At 40.1% G+C, this 24,117-nt stretch carries 11 protein-coding genes; 7 read left to right on the top strand and 4 right to left on the bottom strand.

Features of this window, described 5'->3' with window-relative positions; translation table 11 throughout:
• Nucleotides 1-156 precede the first annotated feature (156 nt).
• On the top strand, nt 157-915 hold the full coding sequence (locus ACP6PM_RS18510) for an SDR family NAD(P)-dependent oxidoreductase (protein ID WP_426587158.1): 759 nt from the start codon (nt 157-159) through the stop codon (nt 913-915).
• 180 nt (nt 916-1,095) lie between these two features.
• On the opposite strand, the gene ACP6PM_RS18505 is transcribed toward ACP6PM_RS18510, so the two are convergent.
• Nucleotides 1,096-2,520, bottom strand: a complete 1,425-nt coding sequence (locus tag ACP6PM_RS18505; RefSeq protein ID WP_426587156.1) for an O-antigen ligase family protein — start codon at nt 2,518-2,520, stop codon at nt 1,096-1,098.
• Nucleotides 2,521-3,072: 552 nt separating this feature from the next.
• Between ACP6PM_RS18505 and ACP6PM_RS18500 the strand changes: the two genes are divergently transcribed.
• Both ACP6PM_RS18500 and ACP6PM_RS18495 read left to right on the top strand, forming a co-directional pair.
• Nucleotides 3,073-3,876, top strand: coding sequence for an MOSC domain-containing protein (locus tag ACP6PM_RS18500; protein WP_426587154.1), 804 nt, complete (start codon nt 3,073-3,075; stop codon nt 3,874-3,876).
• A 1,625-nt stretch (nt 3,877-5,501) separates the two neighbouring features.
• Nucleotides 5,502-5,882 (top strand): hypothetical protein, encoded by a 381-nt coding sequence (locus ACP6PM_RS18495; RefSeq protein WP_426587152.1) that lies wholly within the window; start codon nt 5,502-5,504, stop codon nt 5,880-5,882.
• 193 nt (nt 5,883-6,075) lie between these two features.
• Here the strand turns inward: ACP6PM_RS18495 and ACP6PM_RS18490 are convergent, their stop codons facing one another.
• The 3 genes from ACP6PM_RS18490 to ACP6PM_RS18480 all read right to left on the bottom strand — a co-directional run bounded on the left by ACP6PM_RS18490 (nt 6,076) and on the right by ACP6PM_RS18480 (nt 11,097).
• Nucleotides 6,076-8,817 (bottom strand): phycobilisome rod-core linker polypeptide, encoded by a 2,742-nt coding sequence (locus tag ACP6PM_RS18490; protein ID WP_426587151.1) that lies wholly within the window; start codon nt 8,815-8,817, stop codon nt 6,076-6,078.
• Between the two features lie 1,040 nt (nt 8,818-9,857).
• Nucleotides 9,858-9,998: an HNH endonuclease gene (locus ACP6PM_RS18485; protein ID WP_426587170.1), complete on the bottom strand. Its 141-nt coding sequence runs from the start codon at nt 9,996-9,998 to the stop codon at nt 9,858-9,860.
• Nucleotides 9,999-10,680: 682 nt separating this feature from the next.
• The gene (locus ACP6PM_RS18480) at nt 10,681-11,097 is read right to left on the bottom strand and encodes a hypothetical protein (RefSeq protein ID WP_426587149.1); all 417 of its coding nucleotides are present in this window, start codon (nt 11,095-11,097) and stop codon (nt 10,681-10,683) included.
• A gap of 749 nt (nt 11,098-11,846) precedes the next feature.
• Between ACP6PM_RS18480 and ACP6PM_RS18475 the strand changes: the two genes are divergently transcribed.
• The 4 genes from ACP6PM_RS18475 (at nt 11,847) to ACP6PM_RS18460 (ending at nt 24,059) form a co-directional block, all read left to right on the top strand.
• The gene (locus ACP6PM_RS18475; protein ID WP_426587147.1) at nt 11,847-13,061 is read left to right on the top strand and encodes a class I SAM-dependent methyltransferase; all 1,215 of its coding nucleotides are present in this window, start codon (nt 11,847-11,849) and stop codon (nt 13,059-13,061) included.
• Nucleotides 13,062-14,399: 1,338 nt separating this feature from the next.
• The gene (locus tag ACP6PM_RS18470; protein WP_426587145.1) at nt 14,400-15,044 is read left to right on the top strand and encodes a class I SAM-dependent DNA methyltransferase; all 645 of its coding nucleotides are present in this window, start codon (nt 14,400-14,402) and stop codon (nt 15,042-15,044) included.
• A 37-nt stretch (nt 15,045-15,081) separates the two neighbouring features.
• Nucleotides 15,082-22,812, top strand: a complete 7,731-nt coding sequence (locus tag ACP6PM_RS18465) for an amino acid adenylation domain-containing protein (RefSeq protein ID WP_426587143.1) — start codon at nt 15,082-15,084, stop codon at nt 22,810-22,812.
• Nucleotides 22,749-24,059: a condensation domain-containing protein gene (locus tag ACP6PM_RS18460; protein WP_426587168.1), complete on the top strand. Its 1,311-nt coding sequence runs from the start codon at nt 22,749-22,751 to the stop codon at nt 24,057-24,059. The genes ACP6PM_RS18465 and ACP6PM_RS18460 overlap by 64 nt, the downstream gene beginning before the upstream one ends.
• Nucleotides 24,060-24,117: the final 58 nt, after the last annotated feature.

Here is a 24,117-nt window from a genome sequence, read left to right as displayed (position 1 = left end):
ACAGTAGTAGCGTGATACACCTAAAAGGTTGCAAAGCGTAGGGGCTGATTTCGCATTAAATTAATCAGGTTTACTATCCAGATGAAATGAACCACTCACCAATCAGATAATGAAATATTTCAGTTGTGTTATTCCAGTAAGAAGAAAGAAGAAAAAATGATAAATTTAAGTGGAAAAGTTATTTTAATCACTGGTGCATCTAGTGGAATTGGTGCTGCTACAGTACAAACTCTGGCAAAAGCTGGAGCTAATGTGATTTTACACTACTATCATAAACAGCAAGCAGCAGAAGCGATAGCCGAGAAAATTGGTCAAGATAAATGTTATTTATTAAAGGCAAATTTAGCCGATAAAAATGCTGCTGTGAAATTGTGGCAAGAGGCGATCGCCTGGAAAAATAATATAGATATTTTGGTAAATAATGCTGGTGTTTTTATCGGTGCTAGCGTAGATGATGAAATAGATGTTTGGACTAATGCTTGGCAACAAACTTTGCAAGTAAATTTAGTCGCAGTTGCCGATCTATCTCGAGAAGCAATTCGTCATTTTCAGACTCGCAAGGGTGGTACTATTATTAATATTGCTAGTCGTGCTGCTTTTCGGGGAGATGACCCCGAACATATTCACTATGCTGCTAGCAAAGGTGGTGTTATTTCTCTAACTCGTACTATTGCTCGTGGTTTTGCGAAGGATAATATTTTAGCTTATGCGGTTGCACCAGGGTTTGTCCGTACTGAGAGAGTAGAAAGTTATCTGCAAGAAGTAGGGGAAGAATTTGCTACCCGTGATATTCCCTTGGGTAAGTTGGCAACACCAGAAGACGTTGCCAATGTAGTAGCTTTTTTAGCATCTGGTTTATCACCTCATACCACAGGAGCAACTATTGATATTAATGGTGCTTCTTATGTGCGCTGAATTTTTTAGTATAGCATTCAGATATCAGCTCTAGATCGCAATGATAGGTGGTGGTGCATTGTAATCGTGGTCTATTGTAATTATTTGGGTCAAGGGGAAGGATCGTGGGAGCATCTTGCTCCCTTGCGGTAGCGTTGTTAATCCAAATATACCATTACGCGAGTAGACTACCCAATGATATTACTTCTGACTTGAGACTTCAGGGAAGCGACTGACTCCGCAAATGGCAGCTAAAAGCAACCATCCAATTGTGTTAACTCGTAAATCAAACAACGTCACATCAAACATATTAAATATAGTGCAGGCAGCAAAAGCCACTAAATAACTAAAAAAGATTAAACGGTCTTCTCTAGAATTAATATCAGACCAATTAATTAATAACAAGACTGCCTTCCCCAATATCCAACCTACCCAACCAAACAAAAACAAAGTAGCAGGAATTCCAGTTTCTGCCGTCAACATCAAAAACAAATTATGAGGATGACCAAGCCATGTTTGCATCTGTGCTTCATACAGAGGAGTAAAATTCCGCAAACCCCAACCAAACAACGGCTTTTCCCTAGTCATATTCCCAGCAAACTGCCATTGGGTAGTTCGTAAAATAGCTACAGGTCGGTCAAAATTTCGGTCTGTGAGTCGCGCCCAAAAGTATTCCGGAACAATAACTCGTAACAATTTGCTTAAAGGTGCAGGAGCAAAAGCAGCTCCGAAGACAGTTGCCACTGCTGTCATTACTAATCCTACCAACCAGTTCCAACTCAGATAAATAGCATAAGCTAGACCAGCAAAAACAACTAGTCCCCAAGCATTGCGTGAATTTGTCAAGATTAATGCAACGCCATTACCAATTATTGTAACTGTGATCAAAATAAATTTTTGATGGGAACTGCTCTGAAAAATCTTGCTCAGACTTAAACTTTTACCAAAATTTGCTTCTGGTCTTAAATTGTATTCTGTTGTAGTAGTTTGGAGTTGATGAGATTGCTTCCTTCCATTCCGTTGCAGTCGCAATGACCGAATAATATTTTTAAAGGTAACTGAGTATAAAGATTTCCATTTTTCAATCCACAACCCCAACCCTAGAATAAAAACAACACTCAGATAAATTGCCAAAATATTAGCATACATAAATACTGAAGCCATTCGCCCAGGGGGGTTGCCCTGTGGTGCAAGTATCCAACCAAAAATAATCTGTAAATGTACGATACCAGACCAACCCCAAAATAATTGCCCGAAACCTAAAATTATGACAGGTACTGAAGAAATTACCATTACCCAAGAAAGTTGTCGTAGTTGTGCCGGAGTTTTAATTAAGGCACTAAAACCAGCAAACACCGCAAAAAAGGGTAATAAATTAGCTAATCCTAAAAATGCTTCTTGGCGGTTCCAGGCAAAAAATGTAGCGATCGCTAACCAGAGACCTAGACAAGCTAAAGCTATATTTTGGGAACTCGTAATAATATTGCGCCATTTTTTTATAAGAGTGCTAATAACTGCAAAAACTAGAGTTAATATTCCCATAGTTGGTAATAAAGGGAAAATTAATAGTCCTAATTTAGTTAATTTCCACTCTTTATGTAAATAATAGTCAGAATGATAATTCAATTTTCTTTAGTGTTAGGTAGTGAGATATATTTTAAAGTATAGTAGTAGCGCATCTAGACTAAAATTGTGCGTAAAACCTAACGCCCTGACCCCATTCCCTGCAAGGGAAGGGGGAGTTTCTTCCCTCTCCTTGCAGGAGAGGGGTTGGGGGAGAGGTCTTCCTCAGACTCGCTCTTTAGCCATATTTTTAAGCTAGACGAGCTAGTAGGTTGGGTTAAGCGCCAGCGCAACCCAACAGATGTCTATTTATTATGAGTAGGACTTACGCAGTACAACGTATTTTGGTCATTGCGACCGACAGGGAAGCAATCTTAAATCGTAATTTTTCGTACCTCATGCGTAAGTCCTGATGAGGTAACTTTAAACCAGATTTGCTATAATTTTTTCAAATTTCCCATTATTATCTAATAATATGCCCAGTTAAATAGTTATAATTAAAGCTCGTAGTTTTGCTCTACCCCTAAGATAGGTATTTCATGGGCTAAAAAAGCCCAACTACAAACAAAAACTTTTTTATCACTCATTATCCAGAGATCGTTTAAGAAACATAAAATGAAATTAGCAACAGTTAAACAGTTATTTATCCATCCAGTTAAGGGGTTAACTCCTCAAATTTGTCAGAGTCTTTTCCTAAATGCGGGTCATGGTATTAGAGGCGATCGCGCTTTTGCTTTGATGTTTCTTGACTCTGACAACCCGACCCCAGCAAAAGTAATACCTTGGATGAGGAAAAAGCATTTTGCTGTGCAGAATGACTGGCCTGGTTTAGCTGCTTTAGATTGCGATTTTGACCCAGAAACAGATGTTTTGACTGTGCGACACCAAGGGGTTCAGTTGGTCAGGGAGAATACAAGTTTATGTGATGGTCGCGATCGCCTAAGTGCTTTTTTTACAGATTATTTGACTACTCTGGAACCCAATAAAGGAGCGCAACATCCTCATAAAGCACCTTTGCAGTTAGTGGGGGATGGGAAAAACAGTCGTTACCCTGACAGGGAACCCGTACATATTTCTATTATTAGTCAAGCAACTATGGATGATTTGGCAGCAAAGACTGGTCAGGTATTAGATGTGCGGAGATTTCGTCCTAATGTGGTTGTGGGAGGAATTGATGCTTGGTCAGAATTTGATTTTGTGGGGAAAAAGTTGTGTTTAGGTGAAGCTGAGATTACTGTTACTGCTAAGATTGGGCGGTGTATGAATATTGAAGTTGATCCAGAAACTGGCGATCGCGATGTTCCATTATTATCGGTGCTCAAAGAAAAATATGGTCACGCTCACACGGGGGTATTAGCAACTGTTGATAGTGATGGGGTAGTGGCGGTGGGAAGTATTTTACAGGTTTTGAGTCCTTAAGTATCTAGTGGCGTGACACACCACACCTAAAATGTTCCAATAGTAGGGGCGGGTTCCGTGTTAAATTAATGGTATCAAAATTTGATTAAATGAACCCGCCTCTGTTTTTCCATGTTAAATAACTATATTGACATCCTCCCGACGTTGCGCTTACAAGGGCAACGCGGGATTCCCTAACATCACTGATAGGGGCTTTCTGCTTAAGTACGCACCTGCCTCCGAGGCCGAACCTCTTTCCAGTCTTACAGTCGCTCCTAAAGACTTGACAGCGCGTTCTTGACGCTCTCCCCCATGAGCGACTGGCGCGCTCCACTGCTAGCCTAGCAGCCATATTTTTTCACTATAGCACAAAAGTCGTAAATACCGCAACATTGATTGGTTTTCCCATACGACGCTCCCCTAATAGCTGCCGCACTTGCTCCGCCTTTCATGTCGGCGACAGCTGAAACGTGAGAGCGCGGGTCTTCAACCAACGTTGAGATAAACAATCTTTCCCCAACCTTGTAGGGAAGTTGCATGCAACGTCCCTATACTGCGCTTAATTAATGTTACTTGATATAAGTTCTGATAATATTAGTTTCTTGTTTTTTTAGGAAAAATCATTATAATCTAAGAAAAAACCGATAGGAAATTAAATTATGGAAAGTCAATTATCTGGAAGTTGGCAAGACTGGGTAGGAGTTGCAGGTTATGTTTTATTTGCAGGTTTTATTGTCTGGCGCGTACTAACAATGCCAGCAAAGTAGTCAAAAAATACGAGGTACGGGAGTAATATGCTCCCACTGTCGCGCCTCCTAACAAACATAATGACAATGCACCAGCATATTTATACTTCAATCTCCCCATATCCCCACACTCTCCTACTTCCTTCTGCCGTTTGCACGTCTCCTAACCCGCTTTGACAGGCGATTAAAATCGTGAGGTCTGTTTCCCAGAGGTTAACCATTTCACGGAAGTCAAAAGTCAGTACGCACCCGTACAAAAGTCAAAAGTAATATTCTATCGGCTCAAAACTCTGAGGTTAAAGTAATTTCAGGAAATAATTTTACATCTAAAGTTTGAAAGAAGTGAATTGGTATAACTTTTGGCGTTCAGAAGCGATCGCTACTATTTTCAACCCTTCCATAAATACAAGCTTAGTTTGATCTTTATATGACATCTAGTATAGCTGGTTTACTAATAAGCTTAAAAGATGCCGATAAATAATTTGACACGATAGCATAATAAAACTCAAATGAGTTGGGAGATCCTACCATCAGTATTAGACATCTCCAGAAAAAAGGGAACAGGAAACACGGAGAAATAATTGATAACAAAAGGATGATAATTGATTTTACTTTTGATTTTTGGAGAGGTCTATTAGTAAAAACTCCAAGTAGGGTTCGATCGCTCAACTAAAACCCCAACTATGCATGAATTGTACCGATACTACCGGATTTGATATGACCTAGATATAGGAGCGCTAAAGCGCAACTACAAACAAAAATTTTTAATATCAAAGTATGTGACAATGTTGCATAATTAAATTGACTTAAATTTAACTTTCCCGGCGGAAAGTCCCACCCTGTCTCGTAGAGCAGCGTCGGGAGTATGTCAATAAGCTTTAATTACTCCAAGGAGAAAAAATGGAAGATAAACAGTACGAATTCGATGGTTCTCAAAACGAACTAATTCTCGACTTGTCCAATAAAATGCGCTTTGTCAGCTACTTTCTAATTGCTGGAGGAATTCTCGCCGTCATCATTGGTTTGTTGGGTTTAAACCCAGGTGTTATCATCCAGGCAGTTGTTGATATACTTATTGGTGTTTGGACTTTGAAAGCTGCTTCTTCTTTTAAACTTATTGTTGATACTGAAGGAAATGATATTGTTAACCTGATGGGAGCTTTAGGTGAACTGCGAAAATTATACCGACTACAATATTGGTTGTTAATTATTGCCTTAGTTTTTCTAGTGATTGCCCTTGTTCTAGGTATTGTTGCTGGTTTTGTAGCATCTAGCAGATAGGCTATATATAGCAGCACACAAATAGGTTAGGACATTTATAAATACTCAAACTTACTCAATTATTACTTCTGATTTCGCTCCTTCTAATTTTTGACTTTTGACTGTTGACTTTTGAGTTGCTATAAAACTCCCCTGCTATAAAAATCTATAACAGGGGAACAATAGCAATTAAAAGTCAAAAATAACTAATGGCCTAACTGCGATCTATTGTAGCTACCGGCTCAAAACTAGGTATAACTAAATCCTCATTCTGCTTAGTCAACTGATTATACAGCCTTTCAGTATTCGGGAAGTTAGCAGCAGGGAGAGTTGGGAAACGACGATAAGGAACAGTATCCTCCCCAAACATCTCAATGTATTCAACACTATTTACCATAGCGCCGATAAAACCCTTAATACCTGAAGTTGCCAGAATCTGATTATACTTACGAATCTCAACTTGATTGCGAGGAGCGCGACCTAAGAAATGCTTAGTACCAAGTTCAATCACCTTAGTATTAGGATAGGGTGTGTAGAACTCCTTAACATAAAGTTGAGAACAACCTAATCCCTCAATGAATTCCTTGAGGTTTATTTCATTATTTCCTAACTTACTTTCCAGAGAAGAGAACTCAGTCTTAACGACATAAGGATCGATATCCCGCTCAAAAATCTGACGGTAAGCAGCAGCAACAAGCAGTTTCAACTGTTGCTTATCTTCGGTACTTGTCAATTTAAATACCTTAGACTGCTCCCGTTGCTTGTTAACACCTTGAATAACTCGGAACTCAACATCAGGTTCGCTGCGAACTTCCACAGGAGTTCCCAACTCAACAAATCTTGGTGTAACTTCCTTCTCAACTTGCAGATTTTTATCGCCAATACTACCTACCCTTGTATTTCGCAAAGACAAACCAGCAGGAGTTAAGTAGCGTTCGTAAGGAATAGTATCTTCGCCAAAAGCTTCGTTATATTCTTGACTATCGATAATGGCATCAACTAGAGCATAGAAACCTTTCTTAGCACAAATATCAAAGTAAGAATTAATTTCCTTACGTCCATAAGTCGGACGACCTAATAACCGCCGATGAATGTACTCAACTGCCTTACATACATATAAGGAACTCCAGTAAGTATTGCGGAAAGCATCAGACTTCGCCAAAGTACGAATAAACTCGCGAACAGTAATGTCACCGTTTTCAAGTTTGTTTTCAGCACTGTTCAGGCGTTGACTATCGTAAACATCCCGACCAAATACCTGGCGATAAGCTGCTGCGATAATCTTTTGAGTAGAACTTTCAGAGAACTTAATGCTAGCACCGTTGCTACCACCAGAGTTACTGAAACCACTACCAACATAACCTCCAGGCAGTTGATCTAGCTTGAAGACCTTCGGGCCAAGAGAACCAGGATTTTTAGCTCTTGCACCAGGGTTACTAATTTGGCTATCAATACCAGCACCCTGACGAATTAAAATCCGACGAGTATCTTTACCAAAAGGTGCAGGACGGTTTTTGGGGTTGCGAGTTTCTTTCGGGAAGATTGCCCCAAACTGAATTTCTAATGGGTCATTACCCTGACCATAAACGTGCTGGTCTGGCAACGGCTGATTATAATCAGCAAATAAAGTAACAAACTGAGGTACTTTCCGGAAAGGGGCACTGTAGTTAAATAAGTCAAGTTGTACTCCCCAGTTCCGACATTCCTGAGCCTCTTGACCTAAACCACGCAGATATGGTACTGTCTCCTCCCCAAAATAATCGGAGTATTCTTGAGAGTCCACAATTGCATCTACCAAAGCGGACAAACCACCTTTAGTAACAATGTTAAAGTATTTGCTAAACTCTTCTGGTGAACTTAAACCCCGACCCAAGAAGTGACGACTTGCCAGTTCCACTACACGGCTATTGACAAATCCTTCATAGAACTCTTTCCGGTACAGAGGAGATTTACCTAAACGACGGATAAACTCCTTCATGGAGATTTCGCAGTTTTTGGCCTGAGATTCCAGATAAGAAATATTCAAGCTGTAAGCTCTGGTAATGTCCCGTTCAAATAACTGGCGATAAGCTGCTTTAATGACATCCTGTTTTTCAAAGTTAGATAGACCAGGCTTCATTACAAATTTTTGTCGCTTTTCCGCAGCATTGAAGTAAATTTGTGGTAATTCTAGCCCTTGTTGATCTGAACTTTGACCCTGGCGTTGCTTATTAGAAGGTGTTGACCCACGAAATTCAGTCAAAACCACATCAAAGTATTGGGCAACTATGTTCTTTGCTTCCGGATCTTGAAAATATTTAATTGAAGCTTGTCGCATCTGTTGGAGAGCTACAATAGTAGCTGCAGTGGAACAAGCATTCTCAATGATTTCTCTTAAGCCACGAACGTTGACTGAGAGAATATTAGGATCTCCGGCCACAATAGCATAAGTAGTGTAGCGTAAGAACCAGGATAAGTCCCGCAAGGATTTGGTCATATTAGCGGGGCCATACTTAGACACAGGAATTGGTCGGAAGCCAGCAGGTATAGGGCCAGCACTACCCGCACCTAAATTAGTGAACAGCGACCGCACACCTTGAAATAGGTTACTTTTACCCTTGTCCTCTACATAAGTAACAGTACCTAGTTTCATGCCTTCAGAAACTGAAGTTGTTGTAGCGCCAACAGCACTCATGGCCATTTCTGGTTCATCTGGCTTTTCCAAGAAGGCCATAGGAGAACCACCAGTAAAAATAGTATTGGCGGCAGAAGAAACAATTCTTTCTGAATTATTAGTCAGTATCTGAGCAATTTCTAAACGTTTGGCTCCGGAACTGAAAAAGGTTGTCAGTTCATCTAGTTCACCTTTTTCCAGAAAGCGGTCTTGTTGTTCCGCTTGAGAAATAGTTGATGCTGGTACGGTTTGATATAGTTGCGGACGTGCTACTGAACTTCCACCACTTGCTTTGACAGTCATTCTATTTTTGTCGCTCCCTATTTTAAGTTTTTACAGCTTCTATTCAGACTGTTTAACTTGAATTTTTATGATATTTCAAACACCCATTCCTTATAGGAAATAGGTGAATTTCTTAAGGTTTCCCTTAAGAAATTTTCTGCCACAAAAGCTGATATTAAAATCCAATAAATAGTTTATCATTTATTTGGTTTTAATACTTTTACAGCCAACTTTATTTATACTCCAGTCCTGTACTATTCCAGAGTTTATGGGTTATTTAGGGGGTTTTATGTACCTAAATAAGGTTTATATGTTTCCCACAATACCCTTTAAATAACACCATATTGGCTGAAATTCTACAGTTAAAATACTGTAGGTTGACATCAAATTTTTGATTTTGATATTTTCTGCATTAGCATTTTCAATTTATACCTTTTTTTGATAGGTATGATGCTAGAACGTTTTTCACAACTAGGTTGAGTTTGATATTTAGATATTGCCTCGCCCAAGATGCCTCATTTATTGGTATCATTGCTTTACTATTACTATTAAATTTAGGTTTTTGTAACAGTAATTTGATAGAAATATTAAGGCTCAAGAAAGTAGGTATTTTAGCTATTTTTACTTTCTAGCTTTTACTTATCTATATTCAAGGTAAAATGTTTTAAGCTAACTCCTTGCTGTTATTAAAAAAGCTTACAAAATTTTATTTTATAGATTTATGGTCTTTTATCTTAGAAAAAATAATAAATTTTGTTAAGTAGGGCTTGGTGATAGGAATATTAGGCCATAAGAGCTTTAATCAAAAGTCTTAATTTATAAGACAGAAGTCTATATTGCATACACTGACTAATATTTCTTTTGATCGGACTTACACAAAAACGCTATATGATATAGCAGCCTTCCCCACAGTTGTGAAAAAACTATTGGAATTAGGTGACAAGTAATAGGCAACAGGGGTAATAGTTTCAGATTTTTTATCTATTTTTTTTGTGAGTTATTTCATATTGCTACATAATGCTTAAAACTTAAATATGTATAACTTTTGCTACTTTAACTTGTTACTTTTTTTTACTATTAAAATAAATACAAAAAAGTTGTAGATTATTCCAAGTTGTTAAACCACCTTTCCTAACAGGGTAAATATGGTCAGCGTTCAGTTCTTTGAAACCTTTATCACCTTTTGCAAATCTGGCAAATATATCCTGATAATTATGAATTAAAATGTAATCTGAAATAAGGTAAGCATTCAGCTATTAGCGGTCAGCTATCAGCAATGAAAATGAACTATGTGATTCGATAAACTATTAAGGTTGACTAATGGACTTTTACAGTAACTTTTAATTCTTTGAAATATCTCAATTACTTTTTCCTCCCTTAAAAGTAATAAAAAAGTAATAAAGCTGTTAACGAAGTTCCTCCGCAGAAGGCTAGCTAATAGCTGACCGCTGAATGCTTACGAAATAAGCTTATTTCCAACTAATAGGAAAATTTATTGCCTTTGGATTACATAGCTTTAAACCTTCAGGAATTTCTCTCATAAAAATTCTACTTTTTAAAAATATTTATAACAATTTCAACCGTTGTATCGCACTGTTGAAATTGCCCACTTTTTCCACTCCATAGCCCCTTTGGTTCTCGATAATTATCGCCACCTAATAATTCTTTACCGAATCATTAATAATTAATAATTATTAATTAAATAATTCAGCTTTCTTTGCCGACCCTTTCAAGGGGAAAAAAAATGCTCTTGAATTTCCTTATATTCAATTCCCGAACGGTTTTAACCTTCTTGTAATTATCAATTATCAATTATCCATTATCCATTAATGAACAACTTTTCTAGAACTTCTGATAAAATTCCCAGTTAAATTCCATTGTTCATCAGATAATTCTTCTGGTGATATCAAATCCGGTAGCATTGGTGTAATTAGATAAAGAGGGTGGGGAGTATGGGGAGTGTGGGGAGGTAGAGAGACGCAGAGATGAAGAAATATTTGGTAATGGTTGAAGATAGAACATTTTTTTATACCGAATTAAACGGATTTGATATGATATAAATAACTCAACTGCTCCAGCAATAAACAAAGCTAACTGTTTATATTTATTAACAGCAATTCCTAGTGATTTTCTACTTAAAATCATCTCTATCCATTTAGCAAATTCTTTAAAGTAGGGATTTTGAATCTCATCGAAAGATGAAACAAATAATGTGTCATTTTTATTTAAGTCTTGGTATTTAAGTTGTGCACAGTAAATATCTAAAGCATTATCTGTTGACCGAAAAAAATTGAATTTCAAGCTTCCTCCTTTAGGGGATAAAAAAAGAATATTCCTTATTTTCAAGCCTCCTGGTTCAGCGGTCGGTACTGATAACTGATAACTGAAATGACCACTATATAAGATTGATTAAGGTGCTATATAAAAAACCTTATCATTGGCACTCATAGTCAAATAATCTTTATAAAATTTCCAAATAGTGCTAAGACGTTGTTGAGCATCGACTACCTCATAACTCAAGTCTTCACCTTCACAAAAAAAGAAAGCTGGTATTGTAAGATTATTCAGTAAAAATTCTATAAATAGAGATTGTTTACGAGAATCCTACTGTTCAGAATCTCTTTGATCATCAGGAATAAATAAATCTGCATTTTTCAACTTGTTCACAATAGTTTCTATACTTTAACTTTGAGTTTTTTTCCTGTCTTGTACTAAAGGCGAGAAAGAATTTCTCATAGTACCTATAGCAATCCTAAATGATTTGTGAAAATTTTTAAGAATAGTTAATTTTAACGGAAAACCTTGAAAATTATGACTCATGAATCCTGAATCCTAACTACCACCAAAATATTACAACTGAAATAGGATTGCTATATAACTTGATATTAAAAATTGACATAATTATTGTATCTTTGTAATAACCTTTTTCAAAATTAACACAGCAACACTAACAATAACTTGCCAATTTATCCATTTACATTTAAAGAATTACAAATATAGCACTATAATTTTGAGCAAATATTATTTGCAACTATTAAACCCAAAACAAGATGAAAGATAAACTTGATATTAGTTCTGCCGTTGAGGGACTCTATGATACTTTTCCATTTCCTCCAGACCCTTTAGTAGATGAAGCACCTCCTGGATACAACTGGCGCTGGAGTTGGCCAGTAGCTTATAGTTTTTGCACTGGTCAAAAACCCGAAAAGCAAAATATTAGAATTTTAGATGCAGGGTGTGGTACAGGTTCTAGTACAGATTATTTGGTCCACCTCAACTCTCAAGCATCTGTAGTCGGAATAGATTTAAGTAGTGGCGCCCTACAAGTAGCAAAGGAAAGGTGTAGCCGTTCGGGAGCTTCGCGAGTAGAATTTCATCATCTCAGCATATATGATGTTGGCCAACTAGAGGGAGAATTTGACTTTATTAATTGTGTAGGGGTACTGCACCATTTACCTGACCCAATTCGAGGTATACAAAATCTAGCTTTGAAGTTAGCCCCTGGTGGAATTATGCACATTTTTGTCTATGCAGAGTTGGGGCGTTGGGAAATTAGTTTGATGCAGCAGGCGATCGCTATCCTTCAAGGTAATGAACGTGGCAACTATAAAGATGGAGTAAAAATCGGACGTCAAGTTTTTGCCTCTCTACCAGAGAATAACCGTCTTGTCAAATATGAAAAGGAAAGATGGTCTTTTGAAAATCAACGAGACGAGTGTTTTGCCGATATGTATGTCCATCCCCAGGAGATTGACTACAATATAGATACCCTGTTTGAGTTAATACAAGCATCTGGTTTAGAGTTTCTCGGATTTTCCAATTCGGAATACTGGGATATAAAACGACTTCTAGGAAAATCTCCTGAATTGATAGACAGAGTAATTGATTTAAATGACCAAGAACGTTATCGTTTGATTGAGTTATTAGACCCTCAAATTAGCCATTACGAATTTTTCTTAGGAAGACCACCTCTAAAGAAAGTTGATTGGTCTGATGATCGCTTTCTCAGCGCAGCAATACCTGAATTAAGTCCTTGTATCCAGGGATGGCCGAGTGAAAATATATTTGATGGTGACTATAAATTGGTAAATTTGTCAACAGAAGAATATGAATTTTTGCAAGCTTGTGATAATGGGACAAACAGCCAATCTCAACCCACAGTCGGAGAAATATTAACAAATGTATCAGTGGGGCTAGAAACTTTGCGATCGCTTCAATCCAAACTTTTGATTTTACTCACTCCTGGCTTAGCTGATAGTGTATGATTTGATTTTTTATCTCAACGTTGGTTGAAGACCCGCGCTCTCCCGCAGGGGAGCTGAGAGATGGGAAAACCAATCAATATTGCGGTTTTTACAATAGTGTGCTATGGTAAGTCAAACTAAGCTGCTGGGCTAGCAGTTTCAGTCTGTGGAGCGACCGTAAGACCAGAAAGAGGTTCGGCCTCGGAGGCAGGTGCGTACTTAAGCAGAAAGCCCCTATCAGTGATGTTAGAGAATCCCGCGTTGTCGCGTCAGCGCAACGTCGGGAGGATGTCAATAGGGGAAAGGTAAAAATTAAGAACCATAAATTAATTCTTTCCCCCTACTCCCTCTTTACGGACATGATATCAGAGAAATAGAATAGGGGAAAAAGGTAGATAGGACCCCATCTCCGAATCTTCCCATCTCCCCATCCCCTTGTCCCCGCGTCTCCCCATCTCTAAATAGATCCGTTTAGGGGTTCTATAGATAGCGTATTATTTAATAATTTGCGTAAGTCCTGATTATGTTAAACAATTATTAAACATACAACTTATGGTCTATAGAAAATAATAAAGTGGGTGTATGATACGAACACTCATGTAATTAGTCATGCCCAAAAAAACCATAGCTATATAGACTAACCGAAATATCTACACAACAATAATATCTAACGGGACTTAAACAAAATAGCAGTAGAAAATAGCCTTAAAGATAGATAGGGAGAGGCTTTTACGTCGAAAAGATATAACTCGTTTATAAGCACGGGTTTCAGCCATTTTTAGGGTTTTGACGTAATTCCCTTGTCTAGACTGACTTTGAAGCAGTTTTTATGCCAAAAAATGTCTAAGTCCCACTAAGTGATATCTACAGAGCTTACGCAGAATCACTATATATAGGCGAACAGCCGTTCGCCCTTACAGATAGTGTGTAATTTATTTTGCGTAAGTCCCGATCTAATTTTAGGTATAGCAGAAGGAAGAAGGAAAAATCTTGCGTTGTCTAATACCAATTCACTTTAAGGATGTCATTTCAGTTATCAGTTATCAGTACCTCTGCCTGTTTGCGAAGCATTCCGCAGGAAAGTCAGAGGCTTGAAATATTGAACCTGTTTTTTTCATCCCCTTGAAAGGGGAGGCTTGAGACCTTATTTTTTGGTCACAAATAGTTTCAAACTTTCAATGTCAAATAATTGCCTGAAACTGTTGTTTGATAAAAGTTTTTAGCCTATCAAATCTGGCTTTCTCAATTCTCAATTCAGTGAAGCGGTATAAGTTTTCAGCTTTTGAGCTATCCACGCCTTTTGCTTCGACTGTTATATCACTTACGGCTTGTTCAAAATTAACCTAAATCTATAAAACTATGAGTCAAGATACCCAAAGTATTAGTTCTAATTGGGCACATACTCCTCCTGTAAATGCCTCGAAAGTAGAGGCCGATTATGACTTTTTAGCAGATGATTACGACGATCTGATCAAGAAATGGGCGTATGATGGTCCCCGAATTGGTGTTGAGTTAGCCAAACAGTTTTTCTCACTTGAAGACTTGATTTTAGATGCTGGTTGTGGTACAGGACTTACTGGAGAATCTCTGTATAATCAGGGGTTTACTAATATCATGGGTGTTGATATTTCCCAAAAATCCCTCGATAAGGCGACTCAGCGCCAGGTATATCGCGAACTGGTTAAAGCCAACCTGCAAGAACCGCTTTCATGGCCAGACAACACTTTTGATGCCACCTACTGTATTGGAGTGCTCACCTATTTTCCAAATCACTTCCCTTTACTGGAATTTTGCCGTGTAACCCGTCCAGGGGGATGGGTGATATTTTCACAACGGGTTGATTTATTTGAAGATGGGGGTCACGCAAAAGAATATAATACTATGGAATCCCAAGGATTATGGCAGCAAAAATACATTTCTCAGCCAATGGCTTACCTTCCTGGACATTCAGAATATGCCCAGAACATCCTCGTCTATTACCTTGCCTATCAAGTTACTCAATAATTGCATAGATTCTCAAGAATTTTTAAATAACTAACCCATGTCTAGATTTGCATCTAACTTGAAAAAGACTGATATCCCTTATCTTTCAGGTCCATTTATTCCTGAGAACAATAACAGCACTTCACAGCTAATCGATCGGCAAGCTGAACTTAATCCTCACGCCACAGCTTTGTGTCAGGGTGACAATCGACTAAGCTATTCGGAATTGAGAGTACGATCGAATCAACTAGCCCATTTCTTGCAATCTAGAGGATTGGGGCGTGGTAAATTCGTTGGAATTTGCATAGATCGCAGTTTGGAAATGGCGATTGGATTACTAGGTATTATGAAATCTGGAGCTACTTATGTTCCCCTAGATCCAAGCTTTCCAGCAGAAAGGTTGAAATTTATGATAAGTGATGCTGGGATTGAGTATATTGTATCAACCACAAAGTTGGTCTCCGCGATTCCAACGCTTAATGTGGAAGTTCTAAAGTTAGATACATTATATGAACAACTTACTACACTACCAATTGATTCCCCAGAGGTAACGCCCTTACCAGAAGCTCCCGTTTATCTAATCTATACATCTGGCTCCACTGGGAACCCAAAAGGGGTGATGGTACCTCATAGCGCTTTGGTGAACTTCTTACTATCTATGCAGATTTCACCAGGGATTAAGGCTAGCGATCGCTTACTTGCTGTTACCACCATTTCCTTTGATATATCTGGTCTGGAAATCTATCTCCCGTTAATTACTGGTGCGAGTATTCGCTTGCTAATGCGCAAGGAAGCACGGAATGGCAAAATTCTCAATCAACTTACCGAAAGTGGTGAGATATCGATTATGCAGGCAACACCGACAACCTGGCAAATGATGCTCAATGTCGGGTGGCAAGGACATCCTACTCTAAAAGTCTTAGTTGGAGGAGAAGCATTTCCACCAGCATTAGCCAAACGAATGATTGACAAATGTGGGGGAATTTGGAATATGTATGGTCCAACTGAAACCACAATTTGGTCAACCCTGGCTAGGGTTACAGATACTCAAATATCAATTGGAACACCCATTCACAACACTCGCATCTACATTCTGGATAATAACGAGATTGGTATTGGTGGCAAAGGTTTAGCCTTGGGTTATAAAGACCGCCCCCAGTTGAATGCGGAAAAATTTGTGGATTCGCAAATTGCAGGGGAACGCATTTATCGTACTGGTGATATGGGTCGTATTGATGAGTCTGGAAAATTACATTTCCTAGGTCGCATCGATCATCAAGTGAAGGTAAATGGATTTCGCATTGAAACGGGTGAAATTGAAGCCCACATTGACGAATATGAAGGGATACAACAATCCCTGGTTACGGTGAAATCCTATAGTTCAGATGACTCCAGATTGGTTGCATACATAGTTCCTAAATTAAACGCTACACCCGACATGGTTGGACTTTGGGAACAGGTTTGGACTAACGCACACAGCGATGAATCGGCAGTTTACGATCCTACCTTTAATTACAGTGGCTACAACAATAGTTTCACTGGCAAACCGATGCCTGAAGTAGAAATGCGGGAATGGGGTCAAAACACTCTAAAGCGCATTCGAGCGCTGAATCCCACCCATGTCTTAGAAGTTGGCTGTGGAACTGGCATCCTGCTTTTTGGTCTTGCCGAAAACATTAGACGTTATGTGGGAACCGATATTTCTCCGGCAGCATTATCCTATATCCGAAAACAGCTAGATCGGGACTCGGAGTTATCCTCCAAGGTAGAATTACATCATCGTTCTGCCCACAATCTACCAAATCTGGAGTCTGGAACTTTTGATGTCATAATCATAAATTCAGTGGTGCAATATTTTCCAAGTATTGATTACCTGGAAAATGTCATTAAACAGTTAATTACATTGCTTTCTACTCATGGCTCTATTTTTATTGGGGATGTTCGTAACCTTCTGCTCTTGAATCACTTTCACAAACGACTGTTGGCAACGGCGACATCGGAAACGGTTAGCGACAAACAAATCCAGCAGTCCATGAGCAAAGAAGAAGAGTTGGTAATTAGTCCGGAATGGTTTTTAGCTTTGAAAAAAGCAATTCCCGCCATTTCTGAAGTCCAGATCCTGCCAAAAGCGGGGCACTTTGAAAACGAATTTACCTGCTATCGCTATGATGTAATTATTTCAATGAATTCCCGTTCAACTCAGACCGTTGAGTGGAAACATTGGCAGCAAGAAAACTGGACTAAAACTCTCTTAACACAGATACTTCAGCAGCAAGCAACAGTTCTAGCTTTAGCAGCGGTTCAAAATTCCCTAATTGTTCCAGACAGCGATCGTGCCATTAAACCAGCAGATTGTTTCGATTTAGGTGAAACATACAACTATCGCGTTTACGTTAGTTGGGCAAATAGTGATGAAAACGGTGTATTTGATGTGGTTTTTCTCAAGGATAACCAGGCAGTTCCGATTTTTCCAGAACCAAACTCAGTATCTTCGGTCAAGAAAATAGCTAATTGTCCGATATTACTGAGTTTAGGGCGACAACTAGAGCCTCGTTTGCGGAACCATCTACGGGAATTTTTACCCGACTATATGATTCCCAAAGCATTTGTATTTCTAGACTCCTTTCCGCAAACTCTCAATGGCAAAATAGACCGCAAACAACTTCCGGAACCAGATATCAAACGCCCTGTACTCACCAACCGTTTTCAACCACCCAAAACAGATGAAGAACGTCTTCTCGTGGAGATTTGGGCTGAAACTCTACAAATTGAAGATGTAGGAATCACAGATAACTTCTTTGAGCTAGGGGGAAGTTCTATTCTTTTAACCCTACTCCATGGCAAAATTCAAGATCGCTTTGAAAGCTCTAATATCATCATCGATCGAGTCGATCTCTTTGAATACCCAACAATTCAAGCGCAAGCCAGATATTTACGAGATCGAAAAAATTCAAATCTCTCTGAGGAAACAAATCAAATTCAAAAGGATTCTGAAGCAGATTTCCCGAAACAAACCCACCGAGATTCTGGAAAAGCAATAAACAACAAATCTACTAACCCTCTGCTGACAGCACAGGTTGCCGAAACAGATATTGCTCTCATTGGACTTAGCTGCCGATTTCCTGGTGCAGATAATCCAGAAACATTTTGGCAAAACTTGCAAACAGGGGTCGAGTCTATTACATTCTTTACAGATGAAGAGTTACTAGAAAGTGGTGTCGATCGAGAATTATTAAGCAATCCAAATTACATCAAAGCCAACCCAATTCTCAAAGATATCCAGAATTTTGATGCTAATTTCTTTGGCATTCCCGCATTTGAAGCCGAAGTCATAGACCCACAACAACGCCTATTCTTGGAATGTGCTTGGGAAGCCCTCGAAAGTGCTGGCACCATTCCTTCCCAAACCACAGCAACCATAGGTCTATTTGCCGGAGCCGCAATTAGCTCTTACTTGCATCAGGTCTTATCCCATAGGGGCGACTTCTTTTCATCAGTAGACAACTTTCAAGTCATGCTTGGCAACGATAAGGACTACCTACCAACCAGAGTCTCTTACCAATTAAACCTGAATGGTCCTAGTATCAACGTCCAAACCGCCTGTTCTACATCCCTGGTTGCCCTGCACCTAGCGTGTCAAAGTATCCGCAACGGCGATTGCGATATAGCCTTAGTAGGCGGGACTTCCATCGTTCATCCTGACCAGGTTGGTTATCTCTACCAGGAAGGCATGATTTTCTCTCCGGATGGCCATTGTCGCCCCTTTGATGCCAACGCTAAAGGCACCACTTTCGGAAGCGGAGTGGGCGTAGTCGTCCTCAAACGTTTGAGTCAAGCATTAGAAGATGGCGATCCAATTCGAGCTGTTGTCAAAGGATCGGCAATTAATAATGATGGTGCCGAGAAAGTTGGGTTTACTGCCCCATCAGTACAGGGACAGGCTGCTGTAATCGCTGATGCTATGAAAGTCGCTGGAGTTTCATCAGACTCTATTTCCTATGTGGAAGCCCACGGAACGGCAACGGAGATGGGAGATCCAATTGAAATTAGAGCACTTACCCAAGCATTTCGGACTCAGACCGAACGGTCTGGTTATTGTGCCATCGGCTCGGTCAAGAGCAATATTGGACACCTGATTTCAGCCGCTGGTGTTGCCGGATTAATTAAAACAGTTCTGGCTTTGGAAAAACAACAAATTCCACCGAGTCTCCACTTCCAATCTCCCAACCCGGCAATTGATTTTGAACAGAGTCCTTTCTTTGTCAACACCAAATTTAGTCCTTGGATGACCAATGGCAATCCCCGTATTGCCGGTGTTTCTGCCTTTGGTATTGGTGGGACTAATGCCCACGCCATCGTGGCTGAAGCGCCAACGGTTGAGGCGAAAACTCGACCTAGTAGCAGACCTAGAGTATTACTAACTCTTTCTGGGAAATCTGAGGATGCCGTTGTCGAACTTGCTGCTAAGTATACTCACTTCTGGCAAACCCATCCCCATATCTCCCTACCTGATGCTGCATACACCACCCATATAGGTCGCCAAGACTTTAATGTTCGAGCGGCTTATGTTGCAGCCGATCTTAGCGAGATGATTCGGGAATTGAAGCGTAACCCCGTCCTACTTTCGAGCATTCCTGCTTCTGGTAAACTGGCATTCCTGTTTACAGGACAAGGTTCACAATTTGCCGGTATGGGTCGCAAATTGTATGAAACCGAACCTGTATTTAAGGATATACTAAAGCGTTGTGAAGCAGCATTTTTAGGTCATCGCGGACGCTCTCTGCTGGATATTGTGTTCGCCAAAGATGGAGACACCTCCCTTAACAAAACTGAGTTTGCTCAACCAGGACTCTATGCTCTAGAATGTGGAATAGCTGCATTATTCTTGTCTTGGGGTATTCAACCTAGCATGGTGATGGGTCATAGCGTAGGTGAATTTGTCGCTGCCTGGGTAGCTGGAGTTTTCGAGTTAGAAGAAGGGTTGATATTAGTTGCTGAACGTGGACGTCTGATGCAAGAACTTCCAGAGTCGGGGAGCATGATTAGCATTTTTGCCCCCCAAGATGTGGTTATGGATTATATACGGGATTACACAGATGTTTCCATTGCTGCAATTAATGGGCAAAAATCTCTGGTGATTTCAGGTAAACAGGAATCCTTAACACAAATTATCCAGCGTTTAGAAGCAGGGAATGTTAATTACAGAGAATTAGTCGTCTCCCACGGGTTTCATTCCTCACTGATGGAACCCATGCTCGACACATTTGAACGATTTGCCTCTCAGTTTGACTTCCATCAACCCCAAATCCCCTTCATTTCTAACTTAACCGGTAATATTTGGGATGCAGATCTAGCCCTAGATGCCACTTATTGGACAGACCATATTCGAGGAACTGTTCGCTTTTATGATGGATTAAAAAGTATTGTAGATTCTGGACTAGAGCTATTTCTGGAAATTGGACCCAAGCCAATCCTCTGTGGTTTGGGAAAACGAGAATTTCCAGAATTAACCTGGATTCCAACTCTAGAAGGATCGCAAAAGGGTTATGGTGATGTTTTAGATAGCCTTGGTATCCTCTATACCAGAGGTATTTCAATAGATTGGAATGCCTTTCATATCAATGAAAATCGACAGAAAATTCCCTTACCTACTTACGCTTTTCAACGTCAACCTTACTGGCCAAAAACAACTATGATTTCCACACATTCCTCTAGCACAACTCCACTATCTGCGATTTCAGATCGGATCGGGCGAAAAATAACAGAAATGATTGCAACCATGATGCGAATGGATAGCAATGCCATCGATCGTGAAACATCATTCCTTACTCTAGGACTAGATTCACTCACCTTGTTGAATGTCATTGCCCGCATTGAAAAAGATTATGGAATTACCCTAGCCATCCACCAATTCCTGGATGAGTTAACCAACCTGCAACAACTTATTGAATTCTTGAGCCAGGAAGTATCACAACAAACTGCCTCTCTACCACATACAACCACATCAACCAATGGAAAGGTTCCTCCTCAGCAACCTGCCCAAGAATCTGAACCGACTGTTACACTAGAAACTCAACCAGAAGCAATGGTTTCTCTTGCACCAACTGAAAACGGCAACTCAACAGCCCTGGAGCGCATTATTCAGCAGCAACTACTGGTAATGACAAAACAATTGGAAGCCATCCAGGGAAAACCTAGTGTGGCTATGGTTCCCGTCGCCACCCCTTCTCAACAACAGCAATCCTTCGTTCAGGCAACGGAGCCACCCAAGCTAGTAGAGGCTCCTAAACCAAAACCCACGGAAAAAAATGGCTCGGCACCCGCTCCATTCTCATTTTGGGGGGCAAAAGGCAAAGCTGGCAAGCCACCAACAGCCGAACAACAATTATTTATCGACAATTTGGTGCAATCCTACTGCCAACGCACCAAAGGATCGAAAGAAAATGCTGCTGCTTATCGCAATTACCTGGCAGATCGGCGATCGATTCGAGGGCTTCGTCCCCGACTCAAGGAGATATTCTATCCAATTGTTGCAGAGCGTGCCGAAGGTTCCCACATTTGGGATCTTGATGGCAATGAATACATTGATATCACGATGGGCTTTGGAGTTCATCTGCTAGGCCATAATCCAGATTTCATTATGAATCCGGTTCGCTACACCCTAAGCAATGGCGTACAAATGGGTCCCCAAACACCATTAGCTGGAGAAGTTGCCAAACTATTCACTGAGGTGACGAGCAAAGAACGAGTGACTTTCTGTAATTCTGGAACAGAAGCTGTAATGACCGCAGTGCGAATTGCTCGAGCTGCTTCTGGCAAGGATAAAATTGTCAAGTTTAAAGGGGCTTATCATGGTCACTTTGATGGCACGTTAGCTATTCCCGCAGAAACCGATGGCACGCCTTATGGTCAACCCATGTTTCCAGGAACATCACCCAATATGGTCAAAGATGTCATTGTGCTAGACTATGGCAAAGCAGAGAGTCTAGAGGTTATTCGACAACATCGCCATGAACTGGCTGCAGTGCTGGTAGAACCTGTTCAAAGCCGACTGTTAAACCTTGCACCTAAAGAGTTTTTGCACGATCTACGCGCCCTAACCCACTCAGAAGATATTATCCTGATCTTTGATGAAGTAATTATGGGATTTCGGGCTGCACCTGGTGGTGCTCAGGAATATTTTGGCATTGAAGCCGATATTGCAACATACGGAAAAGCAGTTGGCGGTGGAATGCCAATTGGGGTTGTAGCCGGACAAGCTAAGTATATGGATCGGATTGACGGGGGTACTTGGAACTATGGAGACGAATCTTATCCCGAAACGGAACCTACTTATTTTGCCGGCACTTTTTGCAAACATCCTCTAGCAATGTCAGCAGCAAAAGCAGTTCTTCTCCATATTAAGGAACAAGGTGGGGCGTTACAAGCAAAATTGAATGATTCTACAGCGCGACTTGCTCAAGCCTTGAATCACTATTTTCAAACCGAGGGAATCATGCTGCGGGCCGATCGGTTTTCGTCGATTTTTAGAATTGAGTTCCAAAGTATGTTTAGTGAACTGTACCTTCCTATCGAAATCGATCTCTTGTTTTACCTATTGATTCACAAAGGGGTTTACGTTTGGGAAGGTCGGGTCTGTTTTCTTTCAGCAGCTCATACTGAAGAAGATATTGAACGCATTATTACTGTGGTTAAAGAAAGCGTTGAAGAGCTACGTTCAGTTGGATATTTTCCATCACAAACGTCGCCAAAACCAGTTGCTCAAAAAAAAAACGCACTTATCCCCTAACAGAAGAACAGCAACGCCTAGTTGAAATTGCCCAGGATAAACGTGGTTCGACTGCCTATAATGAATCAATTACATTTGAGTTGAGGGGAAGACTAGCTATTGATAGGTTACGGAATGCGTTGCAGACTGTTATCCATCGGCACGATGCTCTGAGGACATCCATCGGCAGCGATGGATTCCATCAAATTGTGACGCCAGTCCTGGATATTGAAATTCCTTTGCTAGATTATTCATCTGAAGATGCTCCAGATGAAGCCCTAAATAAGTGGCTTTTAGCAGAAAGTCAACAACCATTCGATCTTTATCAAGAACCTTTAGTTCGAGCAACAATTGTCAAACTTTCTCCAGAGAGATACGCATTTAATATCTGTATTCATCATTTAGTTTCTGATGGATGGTCTCTGGTTGCGATTTTGGAGGAAATTAGTAAGATTTATTCTGGTTGTCTAGATATTCCGCCAATTCAACAATTCACAGATTATTTGCAATGGTATAACCAAGATACCCAAAGCGATACCTTCAAGACATCCGAACTATTTTGGAGCGAACATCTCAGGACGGTATCTCCTTTACGTTTACCTCTGGATTATTCCGAGCCAAAACAACGCACCTACCAAGGTTCCCGCATTAGTATACAGATACCATCTGACTTAACCCTTGCTCTTAAACAACGTTCGATGGCCTGGAATGCTACCCTATTTCACACACTCCTGGGAGCCTATGCTCACCAGATGACCCAGTTTTGCCAGCAAAATACTATTATGATTGGAATTTCTGTAAGTGGCCGTCCAACACATCTGGCTGAACATTTGGTGGGCTACTGTTCACATTTCATTCCCATCTACCTGAAAACTGATGAGAATTCAACCTGGAACCAGCAAGTACAACGAACTAAAGCTGCCCTTAGCCAAGCATTCAAGCATCAAAATGTGCCCTTTGCTCGAATATTAGGCCAACTTCCCCAGGAAAAACAGCAAAACCAGATCCAAGTTACGTTTAACCTTGATATGACGATGGCCATTGATTTAGTCGATCTACAAGCTCAGATTATTCCTCAGCCCGTAACCTCCGCAAGATATGCAATGGGCCTAAATGTAATTCCTGAACTCGATCGTCTTCATTTTGATTTCGATTACAACACAGATTACTTCAAGGCAGAAACAATGCAAGAATTTCTGGTGAATTTAATAGAGCTACTCCAAGGCGCTCTTACAGATTCAGGACTTACGGATAACCACTATATCTAGTAGGGTCGAAAGTCATTCGCCACTACAAATTGTACTAATAGGACTTAGGCCAAATTTG

Origin of the sequence: Dapis brunnea BLCC-M229 (assembly GCF_050015995.1) — a bacterium.
Lineage (GTDB): Bacteria > Cyanobacteriota > Cyanobacteriia > Cyanobacteriales > Microcoleaceae > Trichodesmium.
Note: the sequence above shows the minus strand (reverse complement) of the source record. Positions and strands in the feature narration are given on the sequence as shown.

Bases quoted from the DNA above. Each gene is read 5' to 3' on its own strand.
- ACP6PM_RS18510 (WP_426587158.1), top strand. From the start codon at position 157: ATGATAAATTTAAGTGGAAAAGTTATTTTAATCACTGGTGCATCTAGT.
- ACP6PM_RS18500 (WP_426587154.1), top strand. From the start codon at position 3,073: ATGAAATTAGCAACAGTTAAACAGTTATTTATCCATCCAGTTAAGGGG.
- ACP6PM_RS18495 (WP_426587152.1), top strand. From the start codon at position 5,502: ATGGAAGATAAACAGTACGAATTCGATGGTTCTCAAAACGAACTAATT.
- ACP6PM_RS18490 (WP_426587151.1), bottom strand. From the start codon at position 8,817: ATGACTGTCAAAGCAAGTGGTGGAAGTTCAGTAGCACGTCCGCAACTA.
- ACP6PM_RS18475 (WP_426587147.1), top strand. From the start codon at position 11,847: ATGAAAGATAAACTTGATATTAGTTCTGCCGTTGAGGGACTCTATGAT.
- ACP6PM_RS18470 (WP_426587145.1), top strand. From the start codon at position 14,400: ATGAGTCAAGATACCCAAAGTATTAGTTCTAATTGGGCACATACTCCT.
- ACP6PM_RS18465 (WP_426587143.1), top strand. From the start codon at position 15,082: ATGTCTAGATTTGCATCTAACTTGAAAAAGACTGATATCCCTTATCTT.